The 16,461-nt window shown below is 73.3% G+C and carries 14 protein-coding genes; 4 read left to right on the forward strand and 10 right to left on the reverse strand.

All coding sequences use genetic code 11. From position 1 onward, the window contains the following. The first annotated feature begins 109 nt into the window (after positions 1 to 109). Genes ACIA8O_RS08075 through nirD form a run of 3 tightly spaced genes read left to right on the forward strand, consistent with a single transcriptional unit; the run spans position 110 to position 4,358 of the window. The gene (locus ACIA8O_RS08075) at positions 110 to 1,405 is read left to right on the forward strand and encodes an NAD(P)/FAD-dependent oxidoreductase (protein WP_396292726.1); all 1,296 of its coding nucleotides are present in this window, start codon (positions 110 to 112) and stop codon (positions 1,403 to 1,405) included. Next, entirely contained in the window at positions 1,402 to 4,014 is a 2,613-nt protein-coding gene (gene nirB / locus ACIA8O_RS08080) for a nitrite reductase large subunit NirB (RefSeq protein WP_396292727.1), read from the forward strand. The genes ACIA8O_RS08075 and nirB overlap by 4 nt, the downstream gene beginning before the upstream one ends. Next, positions 4,011 to 4,358 (forward strand): nitrite reductase small subunit NirD, encoded by a 348-nt coding sequence (gene nirD / locus ACIA8O_RS08085; protein ID WP_396292728.1) that lies wholly within the window; start codon positions 4,011 to 4,013, stop codon positions 4,356 to 4,358. Before nirB ends, nirD begins: the two co-directional genes overlap by 4 nt. Positions 4,359 to 4,449: 91 nt before the next feature. On the opposite strand, the gene ACIA8O_RS08090 is transcribed toward nirD, so the two are convergent. Both ACIA8O_RS08090 and ACIA8O_RS08095 read right to left on the reverse strand, forming a co-directional pair. Then, positions 4,450 to 5,337, reverse strand: coding sequence for an SGNH/GDSL hydrolase family protein (locus ACIA8O_RS08090; protein WP_396292729.1), 888 nt, complete (start codon positions 5,335 to 5,337; stop codon positions 4,450 to 4,452). 4 nt (positions 5,338 to 5,341) lie between these two features. After that, positions 5,342 to 6,286, reverse strand: a complete 945-nt coding sequence (locus tag ACIA8O_RS08095; protein ID WP_396292730.1) for a PAC2 family protein — start codon at positions 6,284 to 6,286, stop codon at positions 5,342 to 5,344. A 649-nt stretch (positions 6,287 to 6,935) separates the two neighbouring features. Here ACIA8O_RS08095 and ACIA8O_RS08100 point away from each other — a divergent pair. Further along, positions 6,936 to 7,655: a GNAT family N-acetyltransferase gene (locus ACIA8O_RS08100; RefSeq protein ID WP_396292731.1), complete on the forward strand. Its 720-nt coding sequence runs from the start codon at positions 6,936 to 6,938 to the stop codon at positions 7,653 to 7,655. A gap of 49 nt (positions 7,656 to 7,704) precedes the next feature. Here ACIA8O_RS08100 and ACIA8O_RS08105 read toward each other — a convergent pair whose 3' ends face one another. From ACIA8O_RS08105 to ppdK, 8 genes are all read right to left on the reverse strand, one after another. After that, a complete protein-coding gene (locus tag ACIA8O_RS08105) occupies positions 7,705 to 8,355 on the reverse strand; it encodes an MOSC domain-containing protein (RefSeq protein ID WP_396292732.1) in 651 nt (216 codons plus the stop codon). Between the two features lie 43 nt (positions 8,356 to 8,398). Continuing rightward, a complete protein-coding gene (locus tag ACIA8O_RS08110; protein WP_396292733.1) occupies positions 8,399 to 9,610 on the reverse strand; it encodes an ADP-ribosylglycohydrolase family protein in 1,212 nt (403 codons plus the stop codon). A 27-nt stretch (positions 9,611 to 9,637) separates the two neighbouring features. Further along, the gene (locus ACIA8O_RS08115; protein WP_396292734.1) at positions 9,638 to 10,471 is read right to left on the reverse strand and encodes an alpha/beta fold hydrolase; all 834 of its coding nucleotides are present in this window, start codon (positions 10,469 to 10,471) and stop codon (positions 9,638 to 9,640) included. A 54-nt stretch (positions 10,472 to 10,525) separates the two neighbouring features. Continuing rightward, a complete protein-coding gene (locus ACIA8O_RS08120) occupies positions 10,526 to 11,836 on the reverse strand; it encodes a phospholipase D-like domain-containing protein (protein WP_396292735.1) in 1,311 nt (436 codons plus the stop codon). 41 nt (positions 11,837 to 11,877) lie between these two features. Further along, a complete protein-coding gene (locus ACIA8O_RS08125; protein ID WP_396292736.1) occupies positions 11,878 to 12,183 on the reverse strand; it encodes a transcriptional regulator in 306 nt (101 codons plus the stop codon). Continuing rightward, on the reverse strand, positions 12,180 to 12,644 hold the full coding sequence (locus ACIA8O_RS08130; protein WP_396292737.1) for a hypothetical protein: 465 nt from the start codon (positions 12,642 to 12,644) through the stop codon (positions 12,180 to 12,182). The genes ACIA8O_RS08125 and ACIA8O_RS08130 overlap by 4 nt, the downstream gene beginning before the upstream one ends. 73 nt (positions 12,645 to 12,717) lie before the next feature. Next, positions 12,718 to 13,248, reverse strand: a complete 531-nt coding sequence (locus ACIA8O_RS08135; RefSeq protein WP_396292738.1) for a ribonuclease domain-containing protein — start codon at positions 13,246 to 13,248, stop codon at positions 12,718 to 12,720. A gap of 194 nt (positions 13,249 to 13,442) precedes the next feature. Continuing rightward, entirely contained in the window at positions 13,443 to 16,151 is a 2,709-nt protein-coding gene (gene ppdK / locus ACIA8O_RS08140; protein ID WP_396292739.1) for a pyruvate, phosphate dikinase, read from the reverse strand. Positions 16,152 to 16,461 lie beyond the last annotated feature (310 nt).

A 16,461-nucleotide genomic window follows, 5' to 3' on the forward strand; every position in this document is an offset into this window, starting at 1 on the left:
CTGTCCATCAAGGGCTCACATCAGCGCCCCGCTCCCGCTGAGGCCGAAGTTCCGGCCGCGAAACAACGCCGGTCCCACCGGGAAACACCCGCGAATCAAGCTCGTCGGCATGACGGCAACCGAGAACCGCGTGGTCGTGGTCGGCGGCGGGATGGCCGGCCACCGGCTGGCCCAGCAGCTCGCCGCGCACGACGCCGGCCGCGAGCTGCTGCTGGTCGGCGAGGAGGAGCACCGCCCGTACAACCGGGTGCTGCTCGCCGAGGTGCTGGCCGGGCGGTACGCGCCGGAGCTGGCCGAACTGGCGGAGCTGCCGCCGCAGGCCCGGCGGCACCGGGCCCGGGTGGTGCGGATCGACCGGGCCCAGCGCCGGGTGCTCTGCGACGACGGGGCCGAACTCGGCTACGGCACGCTGGTGCTGGCCACCGGGAGCAACCCGGTGCTGCCGCCGCTGCGCGGCCTGTTCGACGACTCGCGGACCGGCCGGGAGCAGCACGAGCTGCCGGCCGGGGTGTTCGCCTTCCGGACCATGGCGGACTGCGCCGAGATCGAGGCCCACCTGCCCGGCACCGCCCAGGCGGTGGTGGTCGGCGGCGGCCTGCTCGGGGTGAGCGCGGCCCGGGCGCTGGCCGCCCGCGGCGTCCAGGTGGTGCTGGCCCACCAGGGCGAACACCTGCTGGAGCGTCACCTCGACCCCGAGGCGGCCGGGCTGCTCCGCGGGCACCTGACCGAGCTGGGCGTCGAGGTGCACACCGAGTGCCGGGTCCGCTCGGTCCTCACCCGGGACCGCACCGTCACCGGCGTCGAGCTGGCCGACGGCTACCGCCTGGACGCCGGGCTGCTGGTGCTGGCCACCGGCGTCGCGCCCCGCACCGGCCTGGCCCGGGCCGCCGGGCTGACCGTCCGTCAGGGCGTCGTGGTCGACGACCGGCTGCGCACCGACGACCCGCACGTCCACGCCGTGGGCGACTGCGCCGAACACGACGCCACCGTCTACGGCCTGGCCGGCCCCGCCCTGGAGCAGGCCGACGTCCTCGCGAAAGTGCTGACCGGCCGGGAGGCCCGCTACCGGGGCAGCCGCCTGCTCACCCGCCTCACCCTGGCGGCCCCGCCGGACCGCCGCCCGCTCGACCTGGCCGCCTTCGGCACCACCACCCCCGGCCCGGACGACCACGTCGTCCGGCTCACCGACTCCGGCCGCGGCAGCTACCGCAAGGTGATCGTCCGCCCCGGCGAGGACGGCGACCGCCTGGTCGGCGGCGTCCTGCTGGGCGACCTCGACACCGTCGGCAGCCTGGCCGATACCTGGGAGGGCGACGAGGCCCTCTCCGCGCACCCGCTCCACCTGCTCACCACCCAGAGCGTCCACAGCTCCCGGGGCACGAACGACGGAGGGACCTCCCGATGACCACCACCCAGCCGGCCTCCACCAAGCCGACCGTCGTCCTGGTCGGGTACGGCATGGTCGGCCACCGCTTCCTGGAAGCCCTGGCCGACACCGGCGCCGCCGACCGCTTCCGGGTCGTCGTGCTCGCCGAGGAGCCCCGCCCCGCCTACGACCGGGTCGCCCTGACCTCGTACTTCGCCGGGAAGACCCCGGAGGACCTGCTGCTCGGCGAGCCCGGCTTCCTCGACGCCCACGGCTTCGAGGTCCACCTGGACTCCCCGGTCACCGCGGTCGACCGCGCCGCGCGGACGGTCACCACCGCCGCCGGCCACACCGTCGCGTACGACACCCTGGTGCTGGCCACCGGCTCCTACCCCTTCGTGCCGCCGGTGGCGGGCAAGGACTCCGAGGGCTGCTTCGTCTACCGCACCATCGAGGACCTGCACGCCATCGAGGCCTACGCGGCCGGTTCCAAGGTCGGCGCGGTGGTCGGCGGCGGTCTGCTCGGCCTGGAGGCGGCCGGGGCGCTCAAGGGCCTGGGCCTGGAGACCCACGTGGTGGAGTTCGCCCCGCGCCTGATGCCCGTCCAGGTGGACGAGGGCGGCGGCGAGGCGCTGCGCCGCACCATCGAGGAGATGGGCGTCACGGTGCACACCGGCGTCGGCACCAGCGCGATCCTGGCCACCGACGGTGCCGCCAGCGGGATGACCTTCACCGACGGCTCGTCCATCGCCACCGACCTGGTGGTCTTCTCGGCGGGCGTGCGCCCCCGCGACCAGCTGGCCCGGGACTGCGGCCTCGACGTCGGTGAGCGCGGCGGCATCGCGGTGGACGCCCTCTGCCGCACCTCCGACGAGCACGTCTACGCGATCGGCGAGTGCGCCCTCGCGGTGGACGGCCGGGTCTACGGCCTGGTCGCCCCCGGCTACGAGATGGCCACCAGCGTGGCGCAGCAGTTGGCCGGGCAGGCGGCGAAGGAGTTCACCGGCGCCGACCTCTCCACCAAGCTCAAGCTGCTCGGGGTGGACGTGGCCAGCTTCGGCGACGCCTTCGGCACCACCCCCGGCGCACTGGACGTGGTCTACTCCGACTCCCGCTCCGGCATCTACAAGAAGCTGGTGGTCACCCCCGAGGGCGCCCTGCTCGGCGGCATCCTGGTCGGCGACGCCGAGGCGTACTCCTCGCTCCGCCCGCTGGCCGGCACCGGCAACCCGCTGCCCGTCCCCGCCGAGTCGCTGGTCCTCCCGGCCGGCCTCGGCGCCCCGGTCCAGCTCGGCAGCTCGGCGCTGCCGGACGACGCGGTGGTCTGCAGCTGCCACAACGTCACCAAGGGCACCGTCCGGGCCGCAGTGACGGAGCACCGGTGCACCACCGTGCCCGAGGTGAAGAAGTGCACCAAGGCGGGCACCGGCTGCGGCTCCTGCGTCAAGCTGCTCGGCACCCTCGTCAACGACGAGCTGGAGGCCTCCGGCGTGGTGGTCGACAAGGGCCTGTGCCCCTGCTTCGCCCACACCCGCGCCGAGCTGTACGAGATCGTCCGGGTCAAGCGGATCCCGACCCACCGTCAGCTGCTGGCCGAGCACGGCCGCCTGACGGACGGTGAGGGCTGCGAGGTCTGCAAGCCCACGGTGGCCTCGATCATCGCCACCCTGGCCCCCGAGCTGGCCGCCTCCGGCTACGTGCTGGACGGCGAGCAGGCCGCCCTCCAGGACACCAACGACCACTTCCTGGCCAACCTGCAGAAGAACGGCTCCTACTCGATCGTCCCGCGCATCCCCGGCGGCGAGATCACCCCCGAGAAGCTGATCGTGATCGGCGAGGTGGCCCGGGACTTCGGGCTCTACACCAAGATCACCGGCGGCCAGCGGATCGACATGTTCGGCGCCCGGGTGGACCAGCTGCCAGAGATCTGGCACCGCCTGGTGGCGGCCGGCTTCGAGTCCGGCCACGCGTACGGGAAGTCCCTGCGCACCGTGAAGTCCTGCGTCGGCTCCACCTGGTGCCGCTACGGCGTGCAGGACTCGGTGGGCATGGCGATCCAGCTGGAGCTGCGCTACCGGGGCCTGCGCTCCCCGCACAAGTTCAAGTCCGGGGTCTCCGGCTGCGCCCGCGAGTGCGCCGAGGCCCAGGGCAAGGACTTCGGCGTGATCGCCACCGCCAACGGCTGGAACCTCTACGTCGGCGGCAACGGCGGCGCGGTCCCCCGCCACGCCGACCTGCTGGCCCAGGACCTCGACGACGAGACCCTGATCCGCTACGTCGACCGCTTCCTGATGTTCTACATCCGCACCGCCGACCGGCTGGAGCGCACCTCCACCTGGCTGGACCGGATCGAGGGCGGCCTCGACCACGTCCGCGACGTGGTGGTGCACGACTCGCTCGGCATCGCGGCCGACCTGGAGGCGCTGATGGCCCACCACGTCGCCGACTACCAGGACGAGTGGGCCGCCACCCTGGCCGACCCGGAGCGGCTCTCCCGCTTCGTCTCCTTCGTGAACGCCCCCGGCGTGCCCGACCCGAGCGTGCGGTTCACCGCCGAACGCGACCAGGTCAAGCCCGACCTGGAGATCCTCGCCACCCCGGAGCAGCTGCTCGCCAAGCTCTCCGCCGACCTGCTGGAGGTCCGATGACCACCGCCCTCGCCACCGCCAGGGTCGAACTGCGCACCGCCGACGGCTGGGTCCCGGTCTGCGACCGCTCCCGCCTCACCCCCGGCCGCGGCGTCGCCGTCCTGCTCCCCGACGGCAGCCAGGCCGCCGTCTTCACGGACCGTCAGGACCGGGTCTTCGCGATCGCCAACCGCGACCCGTTCACCGGCGCCTACGTGCTCTCCCGCGGCCTGCTGGGCTCCACCCCGGAGGGCCGGGTCTACGTCGCCTCGCCGCTCCTGAAGCAGCGCTTCGACCTCACCACCGGCGAGTGCCTGGACGACGACGCCGTCACCGTCCCCGTCCACCCCGCCCGGGTCGTCTGACCCGCCCTCAGGAACCCCGGTGGCCGCAGTCACAGCCCTGATCTGCGGCCACCGGCCCCACGCCCGGGTACCCCGGCGGCGGAGCGCGGGCTCAGCGCACGGCGGCGAGCACCGCGTCGGCCATGCCCCGCTCGCCCGCCGCGTTGGGGTGGAGCGGGGAGAGGTCGCCGGCCGGGTCCAGCGGTTCCACCCAGCGGGCCGCCGGCCCCGCGCACATGTCGCGCCCGGCCACCGAGGTGGGGACGTAGGACGCCCCGCCCGCCTCGGTGCGGCGGCGCAGCTCGGCCGCCAGCTCCCGCTGCTTCTCCGTGAGGTACGCCACGTCCGCGGCCGCCACCCCCGGGAGGGTCGCCGCGCAGGCCGCCGGATCGGGCGGGAACAGCTCCGGGTACCCGACCACCAGCACCCGGGCCTGCGGCGCCCGCCGCTTCAGCTCGGCCAGCGCGGTGCCGAACTTCTGCCCGGCCGCCGCGATCCGCCCGGAGACCTCGTCCGCCCCGCCCTTGGCGGTGAACTCGGCCCGGCAGCCCCGGCCGGTGAAGCTGGCCACGCCGCAGCGGGTCAGCACGTCCATGAAGCCGGCGTCGTTGGCCCCGATCCCCAGGGTGACCAGCTCCGTCCCGGGCGAGAGCGCGTCGAACTGCGCCGGGTTGACCCCGCCCTTCACCTTCTGGGGCGCCGTCAGGTCCGGTGTCCGGGCCGAGCTGCAGCTGACGTCGGCGAACTCGGCCGCCCCCAGCTCCTTCGCCACCAGCGCCGGGTAGTTCACCCCGGAGCGGAAGCACCCGGCCGGGTCACCGCCCTGCGGCGGCACGCCGAGGCCGGAGGTGTACGAGTCCCCCAGCGCCACGTACCGCCCCACCGGGGCCGGGGGCAGGGCGGCCGCGGTGCCCTCCGCGGAGGGGGTGCCGCCGCCCGCCGCGGTGCAGCCGGCCAGCAGTACGGGGGCCAGCAGCAGCCCCGGCCACCTGTGCCGCAAGCCGCTACTCCCCGCCGCGCTCGTGCTCGGCGAGGAACTCCTCGAACCGGCGGCCGAGTTCGTCCGCCGAGGGCAGGTCGGCCGGCTCGGCGAGCAGGCTGTCCCGGCCCTCCGCCCCGGCCACCGCGTCGTACTGGCTCTCCATCCCCCGGATGGCCGCGGCGAGTTCGCCGTCCCCCTGGGAGAGCTGCTCCTCGATGTCGGCGTAGACCTCGCCGACCCGGTCCCGCAGCTCGGTGCCGGGGAGCACCAGGCCGGTGGCGGACTGCACCGCCTCCAGGATCAGCACGGCCGCCGCCGGGTAGGGCGAGCGGGCCACGTAGTGCGGCACGTGCACCGCGAAGCCGAGCACCTCCTGGCCGGCCTCGGCCAGCCGGTACTCCACCAGCGCCTGGGCGCTGCCCGGGACCTGGGCCTGGTCGAACCACTTCGGGTACCCGGCGGCCAGGTCCAGCCTGTTCCCGTGCGGGGTGAGGCCGACCGGACGGGTGTGCGGCACGCCCATCGGGATGCCGTGGAAGTCGACCGCCAGGCGCACCTCGAAGCGGACCGCCAACTCCCGGACGGCGGCGGCGAAGAGCTCCCACTCGGTGTCCGGCTCGGGGCCGGTGAGCAGCAGGAAGGGGGTGCCGACGGAGTCGTGGACCAGCTGGAGCAGCAGCTCCGGCGGGTCGTAGTCGGTCCACTTCTCGCGGTCGAAGGTCATCGCGGGGCGGCGCGCCCGGTAGTCCACCAGGCGGTCGTGGTCGAAGCGGGCGACCACCTGCGGGGAGCCCTGCTCCAGCAGGTGGGTGACCACCTGGCCGCCGGCCTCACCGGCGTCCATGAAGCCCTCGAAGTGGTACAGCAGCACCAGCCCGACACCGTCCGGGCCTGCGGCGGCACCGGCGGCGGCCAGCGCGTCCACGCCCTGCTGCTCCAGCGTGTACAGCTCCTTGGGATCCCGCACCGCGCACCCAACCCCGTTCGTCTCGTCGCTCACGTCTACTCGCTCAGTCCAGCACACCCGGCGGCCCCGGCATTCCCACTCTGCCGACCCCCCGGCCCCCGTGCGGGGCGAACACGTCAGAATCATCGCACCTCGGCACGAAATCGCAGGTGGGAGGCGTGCCGGGGCGCCCGGCGGATGGAGTACGGCGGGCGACCTGACAGCACGCGCCACGGATGACGCGCCGTGAAGTGACGCATTGGCTCCGGGCGGGTATCGTCCTCTCGCTGCCTCGCATCGCCGCGTCGTCGCCACGGTCGTCTGTCACGCCGTCGGTCCGGCCCGGATACGCTGCGGGCAGACACCCCCACTGCACCTTGCCTTCACTTGGCCGCCTGTTTCTCTTCGCGCACTCTCAACCCTCTCGGCCATCTCGCGGACGCACACTGTCCCCTCGCTCATCCCCGCCGGACCGGTCCGTTGATCCGAGTCCGTTCCGGCACCGCGCTGCCCGGATGCGGGCCGTCGCCACCCCTGCACGCACCACCGCCGGCGTTCCCGGCCTCCGCAGGTGTGACCGACGGGCCCGGAGTTCCGGGGCGAAACGTCCCGCCCGAGTGCCGCACCACGGTGCCCGGGCCCCTACGACAGCCGAAGGACCGAAGGTTCCGTGCCCGTACCCGTCACCCTCATCGGCCGCACCGTGCGGCTGGAGCCCCTCGCCGAGCACCACGCCGAGGCACTCGCCGAAGCCGGCGCTGAGGACCGTACGACCTACGCCTTCACTCCTGTCCCGCACGGCCTCGAAGCCGCCCGGGAGTACATCGCGCGCGCCCTGGCCGACCAGGCGGCCGGCCGCTCGGTGCCGTTCGCCACGGTCGCGGTGGCGGACAACCGGGTGGTGGGCTCGACCCGGTTCCAGGAGCTCGACTACTGGCAGGGCCCGGTGGTCTGGCCGCCCACCCCGGGCGTGCCGGTCGGCGATCCGCTGCACGCCGTGCCGGACGCCGCCGAGATCGGCGCCACCTGGCTCTCCGCCAAGGCCCAGGGCACCGGGATCAACACCGAGGCCAAGCTGCTGATGCTCCGTCACGCCTTCGAGCACTGGGGCGTGCAGCGGATCTCACTGCGGGCCGACGCCCGGAACCTGCGCTCGCGCACGGCGATCGAACGCCTCGGCGCGACCTGCGAGGGCGTGCGGCGCGCGCACTCGCGCGGCCTGGACGGCGTGGTCCGCTCGACCGCCTTCTACTCGATCCTGGACGAGGAGTGGCCCGCCGTGCGGGACATCATCGAGCTGCGGATCGCCGCCGCCACCTCGCCGAGCGCACCGGACCGGGCACTCCCGCAGGAGTGCCTCGGCGCCGGCACGACGCTGCTCTCGGCCTGACGGGCCGTCGGCTCGCGGCCCCGGGGGCCCCTCTCCTCGGGTGGGTCCCCTAGCGGGCCGCGAGCCGGGCCCGGACGCGCTCGCGGGTCTGCGCGGGGAGCTCCTCGACGTCCACCAGACGGGGCAGCAGGTCCGGTTCGGTGGTCAGCGCGCGGAAGGTCTCGGCCACGGTCAGGTCGTGCGCCGGGCGGTACTCGACCGTGATCGCGTCCCCGGCCCGGACCTCTCCCGGCTCCAGCACCCGCAGGTAGGCCCCGGGCAGCGCGCGCTGGGTGAAGCGCTTCACCCAGCGCTGCTCCTCCAGCCAGTCGGCGAAGGTGGAGCAGGGCACCCGGGGCACCGTCACCTCCAGCAGCAGCCGCTCGCCGACCCGCCAGCGCTCGCCGATCAGGGCGCCGTCGACGTCCAGTCCGCCGGTCGTCAGGTTCTCGCCGAAGGAGCCGTCGGGGAGCTCCCGGCCAAGCTCGGCGGCCCAGACGTCCAGGGTCTCCCCGGCGTAGGCGTAGACGGCCTGGTCGGCGCCGCCGTGGTGGGCTGTGTCGAAGATCATGTCCCCGGCCAGGCCGGAGCCGCCCGCACCGGGGGCGGTGACCAGGACGGGGAGGTCGGTGGGGCGCTTGTCGATGCCGGTCCCCGCGGTGTCCGGCTTGGCCGGGTTGGGGCGCGGGCGGGCGAGGTTGACGGAGCGTAGATGAGCCATGCGGCGCAGCGTACGACCGGGCCTCCCCCGCCCGCACCTCGTTTCACAGCCCGCGCAGGAGGGTGGCCAGCAGCTCCGCCCGGCCCGGGCCCGGCAGGCCGAACCGGCCCGGCTCCGACTCCGCGACGGCCGACTCGGGCCGCCAGCCGCCGCCCCGGACGGGCCGCACCCGGACGGCGAAGATCCCGTGCCCGGTCCAGCTCCGCCGCAGGTGCAGCACGCCCTCCTCGGTGAAGCCGAGCCACCTGTCCTCCATCGTCCGGGGCCGCAGGCCGTGCCGGACGCGCTGCCAGTCCCGGTCCGTCCAGTGCAGTTCGGGCACCGGCACGGGCTCCGGCCGCAGGATCGCCTCGCCGCGCGGACCGGCCACGCTGCCCGGTGCGGGGAAGGCCCAGTCCGGCAGGGGTTCGGCGGCGGCCAGCCACTCGGCCGGGATGCCCGCGGCCCCGGTGTGCGCGGCGACCACGCCGCCGACGATCGCGGCGGTGGTGTCCACGTCGCCCCCGGCCGAGACGGTCTCCCAGAGGGCTGACGGGTAGTCACCGAGGTTGCGGGCGGCGGCCCAGAGCGCGAACGGGACGGTGTCGGCGGCGCTCACCAGCCGGCCGTTGCCGAGCAGCCGGGCGGCCGTCCGGTGGTCGGGCTCGCCCAGCAGGGTGACGGCCTCGGCGATCCCGCGCCGCACCGCACCGTCCGGGGTGAGCGCCAGCACGTCCCGCAGGAAACGCTCGGGCGTGGTCGGTCCGGTCCGGGCCCGGACGGCGTACGCGGCCGCCACCGCGACGGCCACCGCCCCGGCCACGGCCTGCGGGTGGGTGTGGGTGATCACAGCGGTCGCGGTGGCGGGCTCCACCGCCAGCGCCGGGTCGGCGGCGTACGCGGCGCCCAGCGGGGCGACCCGCATCGCGGCGCCGTTGCCGTACGAGCCCTGGCCGTCGAACAGGGCGGCGGCCAGCTCCCGGGCGTCGCCGCCCTCGCGGACCAGGCGGAGCAGGCGGTTGGCGGCCGGGCCGTAACCGCGGTCGAAGTCGTGGCGGCGGGCGAAGGCGTGGGTGAGGTCGAAGGTGTCGACCCCACCCCGCTCGCTCAGGGCCGCGTGCACCGAGCAGGCCATCTCGGTGTCGTCCGTCCAGGGCCAGGGGCCCGGCGGGAGTTGACGCTCGGTCAGGTGGTGGCGGTTGTCGGGGACGAAGAACTGGGCGCCGAAGGAGTCGCCCGTGCTGAGGCCCAGCAGAGCGTCGTAGGAGGGGGTCATTGCCCCCGATGGTGCCAGTCCGCGGCCTCAGCGGTCCAGGAATTCGCGGACGGCCGCCAGGAAGGGGGCCGGCTCGCCGATCCACGGGAAGTGGCCGACGCCGGGCAGCACCACGTGCTCGCCCTTGGGGAAGGCGGCGGTGATCTCGGCGGCCCGGGCCGGGCTCGGCCCGCCGTCGAACTCGCCCGCCACCACCAGCACCGGCGCTTCGAGCGAGGCCAGGGCGGCCCGGGTGGCGGCCGGGTCGAAGGCCTCCTCCTGGTAGTAGTACTGCGCGGCCTCGGGGTGGGTCTGGCCGGCCCGCTCGGCCACGTGCTCCTGCTCGGCCACGCCCCAACGGCCGTAGATCAGCGGGGCGAAGGCCTCGAAGTCGAAGACCCCGCGCTTGGTGGCCTCCAGCGCCGCGGCGGCCTGCGGGTACCAGGGCTCGTCCGCCAGCTGCGCGGCCGCCCGGGTGCGGTCCTCCACCGTGAACGGCACGTCGACGGCGGCGGCCGCCGGGGTGACCAGCACCAGACGGGCGATCCGCTCCGGGTACCGGGCGGCGTAGAGCACGGCCAGGTCGGAGCCGGCCGAGTGCGCCAGCAGGTCCACCCGCTCCAGCCCGAGCGCGACCCGGAACGCCTCGACGTCCTCGACCTGGTGGTCGACCCGGTAGGTCTCCGGGTCCGCGGGCTCGGCGGAGTCGCCGGTGCCGCGCAGGTCGAGGCGGTGCAGGGTGCGGTGGGCGGCCAGGCCGCCGAGGTCACCGAGGCAGGCGGAGTCGCGCATCGGGCCGCCGGGCAGGCAGAGCAGCGGGGCGCCGGAGCCCTCGCGGTGGTAGGTCAGCAGGGTGCCGTCGGGGGCGGAGAAGGTAGCCATGGGCCGATCCTCCCCGCCCCCGGCGGTCAGGGCAAAGTGCCGGTTGACGGAGTGTCAGACCCGGCACATGGTGGCGTCGGCCTTCATCGCCTCGAAGTTGGCCACGAAGGCGTCGTGCACCATCGCGTTGCGGACCTTGAGCAGGGTCTCGTCGTTGGCCCGCAGGTTCGGGACGGTGTAGTTGTGGCTGCCGGTGAAGACGATCTTCTGGCCGGGAGCGTCCAGGTAACGGCCCTCGATCAGCATGTACTTGGAGTGGATGCCGATCGGCCGGACCACGCCCTTGCTGTCGGTCGCGGTGCCGGTGCAGGCCGAGAACCGGTCCAGGCCGCCCTCGTCCAGCACCTGCCGGACATCGGTGTCCAGGGTCCGCTTGCCGGTCTTGGCGTCCACCTCGTCGGTGGCCAGCACCTCGACCCGGCACTTCTCCTGCTTCTTCTTCACCAGCGCGGCGGCGACCTCGTCCCGGGTGAAGGCGAACATCGCCACCCGGATCCTGCCCGCGCCGTCGGAGCAGTCCAGGTTGGAGATCAGCGAGATGACGGTGTCGGTGTCCGGGTCGTTGACCGGCTGCCCGGTCCGCTCCTTGCGCGGGAAGAAGTAGGTCTTGTACGGGCCGGTGGTGCTGTCGGCGGTCCGGTAGTAGTGGTCGAGCCCGTCGCTGGTGGTGCCGCCGTGGAACTTCAGGTCCTCGAAGTACTCGGCGTAGTTCTTGTGGAGGCCGGCGTCCGGGACGGTGACGGCGTTGTTGTAGTAGTCCACCCGCTGCGTGGTGGTCAGGTTGGCCGAGCTCTGGAACACCACGTTCGGGGTGAGCCCGACCCTGGAGAACAGGAAGAACTTGTTGTGGTTGATGGCGTGGGCGGCCCCGGTACCGTCCAGGTCACGGCTGCCGATGCAGCCCCGGCCCTTCGGGCAGGTCATCACCCAGGAGTCGGCGGTGAAGACGTCCGAGCCGAGACCGGCCTTGACCACGTTCCCCGCGGCGTCCTTGACCCCGTCCCGCAGGTGCTCGAACTCCCCGCCGCCGTCGGTGTTGTCGGACTCCTCGTCCAGGATCAGCTTGACCTTCACACCGCGCGCCTTGGCGTCCAGCAGCGCGTTGCGGACCACGTCGTCGGTGAACAGGAAGACGCTGCCCTTGATCTCCTCCCCGGCCGGGGTGCGCTGGATCAGCGAGACCAGGTGGTCCCGGATGGCGTTCTGCGCGGTGGCGGAACCGTTCGGAGTGTTGAAGGTGGCGGTGAGCCCCACCTCGTCGTTGGCCGGCGGCACGGTGGCGCCGGCCAGTGCCCCCGGCGCGCCGAGCAGCGAGACGCCCAGGGCCAGGGCGGCGGCAGTGGTCATGGTGCGACGCAGTCGCATGTTTCCCCCTCGTTCATGCAAACGATCTTGCGAGGGGGACTCTAGCCGGTCGATCCGGCGGCCTCCGCGGCGGCCGCCAGTTGCTGAAGCGCCGTCAGATGGGCGGTCAGCGCGGCCCGGCCCTCCTTGGTGGCGGCCAGCCAGGTGCGCGGGCGCTTGCCGACGTACCCCTTCTTCACCCGCACGTACCCGGACTCCTCCAGGGCGGCGGCGGTCTTGCTGAGCACCGAGTCGGAGACCTGCGCGTAGTCCCGGACGGCGCCGAACTCCGCTTCCTGGCACCCGCTCAGGAAGGCCAGCACGGTCAGCCTGGTCGGGTTGTTCAGCTGGGGGTCGAGCCCGGTCACCGGACGTCCTCCGGCTCCGCGCCGCGCATCTGCCGGGCGACCCGGCGCAGCATCAGCCAGAACACCGCCCCGCCCGCCGCGCCCGCCACCAGGCCGACCAGCAGCATCGGCGCCCCGGCCCACCAGCCCAGCGCGCCGAGGCCGAGCTCGGCGACGGCGATCAGCAGGACGGCCAGCACGGCCACCTTGGCGGCGGCCGGCGAGGGCCGGTTGACCACCTTCTGCAGCCGGGCGGCCGCCCCGGCCAGCGCGCCGACGGTGGGGCCGGCGATGGCGCAGCCGAGGATCTGCAGCCACTCCAGGTCGAACTGGATGCCGGCCCCGACCAGCACGCCCTGGACCAGGAAGACCGCCCCGATCGCGGGCCCGTACCAGCCGGGCGGCGGCAGCGGGCGGGAGGCCGCGGCGGTGGCGCGGTTGGCGAGGTCGAGCGCTTCGGCGGGCGTGAGCGAGCTGTCCATGGTTCCCCCTTGGTTCGGCAACTGCTTCCATGATGGCATCTACTTTCCCGATTGGAAAGTACTTTCGCGCCACTCAGCAGCGGGAGTCGACCTCGGAGAAGGAGCCGTAGTGGTCCTCGGTCCAGTACTGCTGCCCGGCCTCACCGGTGACGATCCGTCGGGCCCCGCGGGTCGGCGCGCCCGGGGTGATCACGGTGTACTCGTGGTAGTAGCCGCTCTTCTCCCGCGGCAGCCGCCCCTCCCGGTTCTCGAAGACGATGCCGTCGCTCCGGTACGGGTACGGCCCGCCCTTGGCGATCAGCCCCAGGGTGTCGCGGGCCTGCTGCGGCAGCGCCGACCGGCAGACGTCCGGGTACGCGGCACTGGTCGGCACCCAGCCGGCCGGGCTCGCGGAGGGGGTGCGGCTCGCGGAGGGGGCGCCCGCGGGGGACGACGTACGGGTGGCGGACGGGCCGCTCGCCGACGGGCTGCCCGCGGACGGGCTGCTCGCGGACGGGCTGCTCGCCGACGGGCTGCTCGCGGGCGCGGTCCCCGGCTTGCCGCCGCCGCAGGCGGTGAGGGCGAGCAGCAGGGCGACGGACAGCAGGTGGTGACGGTGCTTCATGGGCCCAGCTTGCCGGGGGCACCTCACCCGGCGGGCCGCAAAACGCCGCTGGGCCCGGTACGGACGCCATTGTCCGTACCGGGCCCAGCTGTTACACACGGCGGCTCTCCTGCGCCGAGCTCCGCCGTGCGCCCCTCCATAACTTGGTCGGAGTGGAGGGGTTGCGGTCAGCGATGGGACCGCGCTGCTTCGTGTCAGCGCGAATCGCTGCCCGCCGTCTCGAGGGCGGCGCGGCCTGCCTCCAGGCGCGCCACCGGAATCCGGAAGGGGGAGCAGGACACGTAGTCCAGGCCCACCTCGTGGAAGAAGTGCACCGAGTCCGGGTCACCGCCGTGCTCGCCGCAGACGCCGAGCTTGAGGTCCGGGCGGGTGGCCCGGCCGGCCTCGACCGCGGAGCGGACCAGCGAGCCGACGCCGTCGCGGTCGATGGTCTCGAACGGGCTGACGCCGAAGATGCCCTTCTCCAGGTACGCGGTGAAGAACGAGGCCTCCACGTCGTCCCGGGAGAAGCCCCAGACGGTCTGGGTCAGGTCGTTGGTGCCGAAGGAGAAGAACTCCGCGGCCTCGGCGATCTGACCTGCCGTCAGGGCGGCGCGGGGCAGCTCGATCATGGTGCCCAGCTTGATGTCCAGCGCCACGCCGGTGGAGGAGGAGACCTCGGCGAGCACCCGCTCGCACTCGTCCCGGACCAGCTCCAGCTCCTGGACGGTGCCCACCAGCGGGATCATCACCTCGGGGCGCGGGTCCCCGCCGGCCAGCTTGCGCTCGGCGGCGGCCTCGGCGATCGCCCGGACCTGCATGCCGAACAGGCCGGGGATGACCAGGCCGAGGCGGACGCCGCGCAGACCCAGCATCGGGTTCTGCTCGTGCAGCTTGTGCACGGCCTGGAGCAGGCGCAGGTCGTTCTCGTTCGGGTCCTTGCGGGCCTCGGCGAGGGCGACGCGCACCGACAGCTCGGTGATGTCGGGGAGGAACTCGTGCAGCGGCGGGTCCAGCAGACGGACCGTCACCGGGAGCCCGTCCATCGACTGGAAGAGCTCCAGGAAGTCGCCCTTCTGCAGCGGCATCAGGGTGGAGAGCGCGAGCTCGCGGTCCTTGTCGTTGTCCGCGAGGATCAGGTGCTCGACCTCCTTGCGGCGCTCCTCACCGAGGAACATGTGCTCGGTGCGGCACAGGCCGATGCCCTGGGCGCCGTAGCGGCGGGCGCGGTTCGCGTCCTCGGCGTTGTCGGCGTTGGCGCGGACGGCGAGCCGGCGGCGGACGTCGGCGTGCGACATCAGGCGGTGCACGGCCTGGACCAGGCCGCCCTGGACGTCGGCACCGGCGTGCAGGGTGCCCTCGAAGTACTCCACCACCGGGGAGGGGAGCACCGGGACCTCGCCGAGGTAGACCCGGCCGTTGGCGCCGTCGATCGAGACCAGGTCGCCCTCCTCGATCACCAGGCCGTCCGAGGTGACCATCCGGCGGCGCTTGGTGTCGACCTCCAGCTCCTCGGCACCGCAGACACAGGTCTTGCCCATGCCGCGGGCCACCACGGCCGCGTGCGAGGTCTTGCCGCCGCGCGAGGTCAGGATGCCCTCGGCCGCGATCATGCCCTCGAGGTCGTCCGGGTTGGTCTCCCGGCGGACCAGGATGACCTTCTCGCCGGAGCGGGACCACTTGACGGCGGTGTAGGAGTCGAAGACCACCTTGCCGACCGCGGCGCCGGGCGAGGCGGCGATGCCCCAGGCGACCTGCTTGGACTCGGCGTTGGGGGCGAAGCGGGGGAACATCAGCTGGGAGAGCTGGGCGCCGTTCACCCGGTGCAGCGCCTCGTCCAGGTCGATCAGGCCCTGGTCGACCAGCTGGACGGCGATCCGGAAGGCGGCCGCGGCGGTGCGCTTGCCGACCCGGGTCTGCAGCATCCAGAGCTTGCCGCGCTCGATGGTGAACTCGATGTCGCAGAGGTCGCGGTAGTGGTTCTCGAGCTTCTGCATGATCGCCATCAGCTCGTCGTACGACTTCTTGTCGAGCCCCTCCAGGTCGGAGAGCGGGAGGGTGTTGCGGATGCCCGCCACCACGTCCTCGCCCTGCGCGTTGGAGAGGTAGTCGCCGTAGACGCCGACCGCACCGGTGGAGGGGTCGCGGGTGAAGGCGACACCGGTGCCCGAGTCCTCGCCGAGGTTGCCGAAGACCATCGAGCAGACGTTGACCGCGGTGCCCAGGTCGTTCGGGATGCGCTCCTGCCGGCGGTACAGGCGGGCGCGGTCGCCGTTCCAGGAGTGGAAGACGGCGTGGATCGCCAGGTCCATCTGCTCGCGCGGGTCCTGCGGGAACTCCCGGCCGGTCTCCCGGAGCACGATGCCCTTGAAGGTCTCGACCAGGGCCTTGAGGTCCTCGGCGGTGAGGTCGAGGTCGTCCTGGGTGCCCTTGGCGTGCTTGGCCTCGTCCAGGGCCTCCTCGAACAGCTCGCCCTCGACGCCCAGCACGGTCTTGCCGAACATCTGGACCAGGCGGCGGTAGGAGTCCCAGGCGAAGCGCTCGTTGCCGGACTGCGCGGCCAGGCCGAGTACGGAGACGTCGGAGAGGCCGATGTTCAGGACGGTGTCCATCATGCCGGGCATGGAGAACTTGGCACCGGAGCGGACCGAGACCAGGAGGGGGTGGTCGGACTCGCCCAGCTTCTTGCCCATCTCGGCCTCGAGGGCCTCCAGGTGGGCGGTGATCTCCTCGTGCAGCGAGGTGGGCTCGCTCCCGGTCTCCAGGAAGACCTTGCAGGCCTCGGTGGTGATGGTGAACCCCGGAGGGACGGGAAGGCCCAGGTTGGTCATCTCGGCGAGGTTTGCACCCTTGCCACCGAGAAGGTCCTTGAGGTCCTTGTTTCCTTCGGTGAAGGAGTAAACGAACTTCTGCTGCGACGGCACGGGTCGGTCTCCTCGCACACGGTTGCCCTGACGCCGGAGAACATACCCATTTCGAAGGCGGTTTCGCGCCGTCGATAGGCCCTCCGATCCTGCCAAAGCCTGACGACCCGACAGATCGAATGCCCGGTCGGGCGTTCACCTCTGTTGCTGAAATCGTCCGGCTGACGCTAGCCTGCGTTCAAGTCTTGAAGGCAAGGAAACGCGAAGATCACCTGAACCGGACGGAGCGTAGCGGCGGATCGCCCACGATGTTGCCCCGGTTTGATTTCCTGTGGCCAGTCGGGCGGTTCCGGCACCCGGGCCCTTCGGG

The organism is Kitasatospora sp. NPDC051853, from assembly GCF_044452665.1.
Classification (GTDB): Bacteria; Actinomycetota; Actinomycetes; order Streptomycetales; family Streptomycetaceae; genus Kitasatospora.

What these genes read in the sequence shown, in the direction of transcription:
- ACIA8O_RS08075 (WP_396292726.1), top strand. Translation starts at nt 110, where the DNA reads ATGACGGCAACCGAGAACCGCGTGGTCGTGGTCGGCGGCGGGATGGCC.
- nirB (WP_396292727.1), top strand. Translation starts at nt 1,402, where the DNA reads ATGACCACCACCCAGCCGGCCTCCACCAAGCCGACCGTCGTCCTGGTC.
- nirD (WP_396292728.1), top strand. Translation starts at nt 4,011, where the DNA reads ATGACCACCGCCCTCGCCACCGCCAGGGTCGAACTGCGCACCGCCGAC.
- ACIA8O_RS08105 (WP_396292732.1), bottom strand. Translation starts at nt 8,355, where the DNA reads ATGGCTCATCTACGCTCCGTCAACCTCGCCCGCCCGCGCCCCAACCCG.
- ACIA8O_RS08110 (WP_396292733.1), bottom strand. Translation starts at nt 9,610, where the DNA reads ATGACCCCCTCCTACGACGCTCTGCTGGGCCTCAGCACGGGCGACTCC.
- ACIA8O_RS08115 (WP_396292734.1), bottom strand. Translation starts at nt 10,471, where the DNA reads ATGGCTACCTTCTCCGCCCCCGACGGCACCCTGCTGACCTACCACCGC.
- ACIA8O_RS08120 (WP_396292735.1), bottom strand. Translation starts at nt 11,836, where the DNA reads ATGCGACTGCGTCGCACCATGACCACTGCCGCCGCCCTGGCCCTGGGC.
- ACIA8O_RS08130 (WP_396292737.1), bottom strand. Translation starts at nt 12,644, where the DNA reads ATGGACAGCTCGCTCACGCCCGCCGAAGCGCTCGACCTCGCCAACCGC.
- ACIA8O_RS08135 (WP_396292738.1), bottom strand. Translation starts at nt 13,248, where the DNA reads ATGAAGCACCGTCACCACCTGCTGTCCGTCGCCCTGCTGCTCGCCCTC.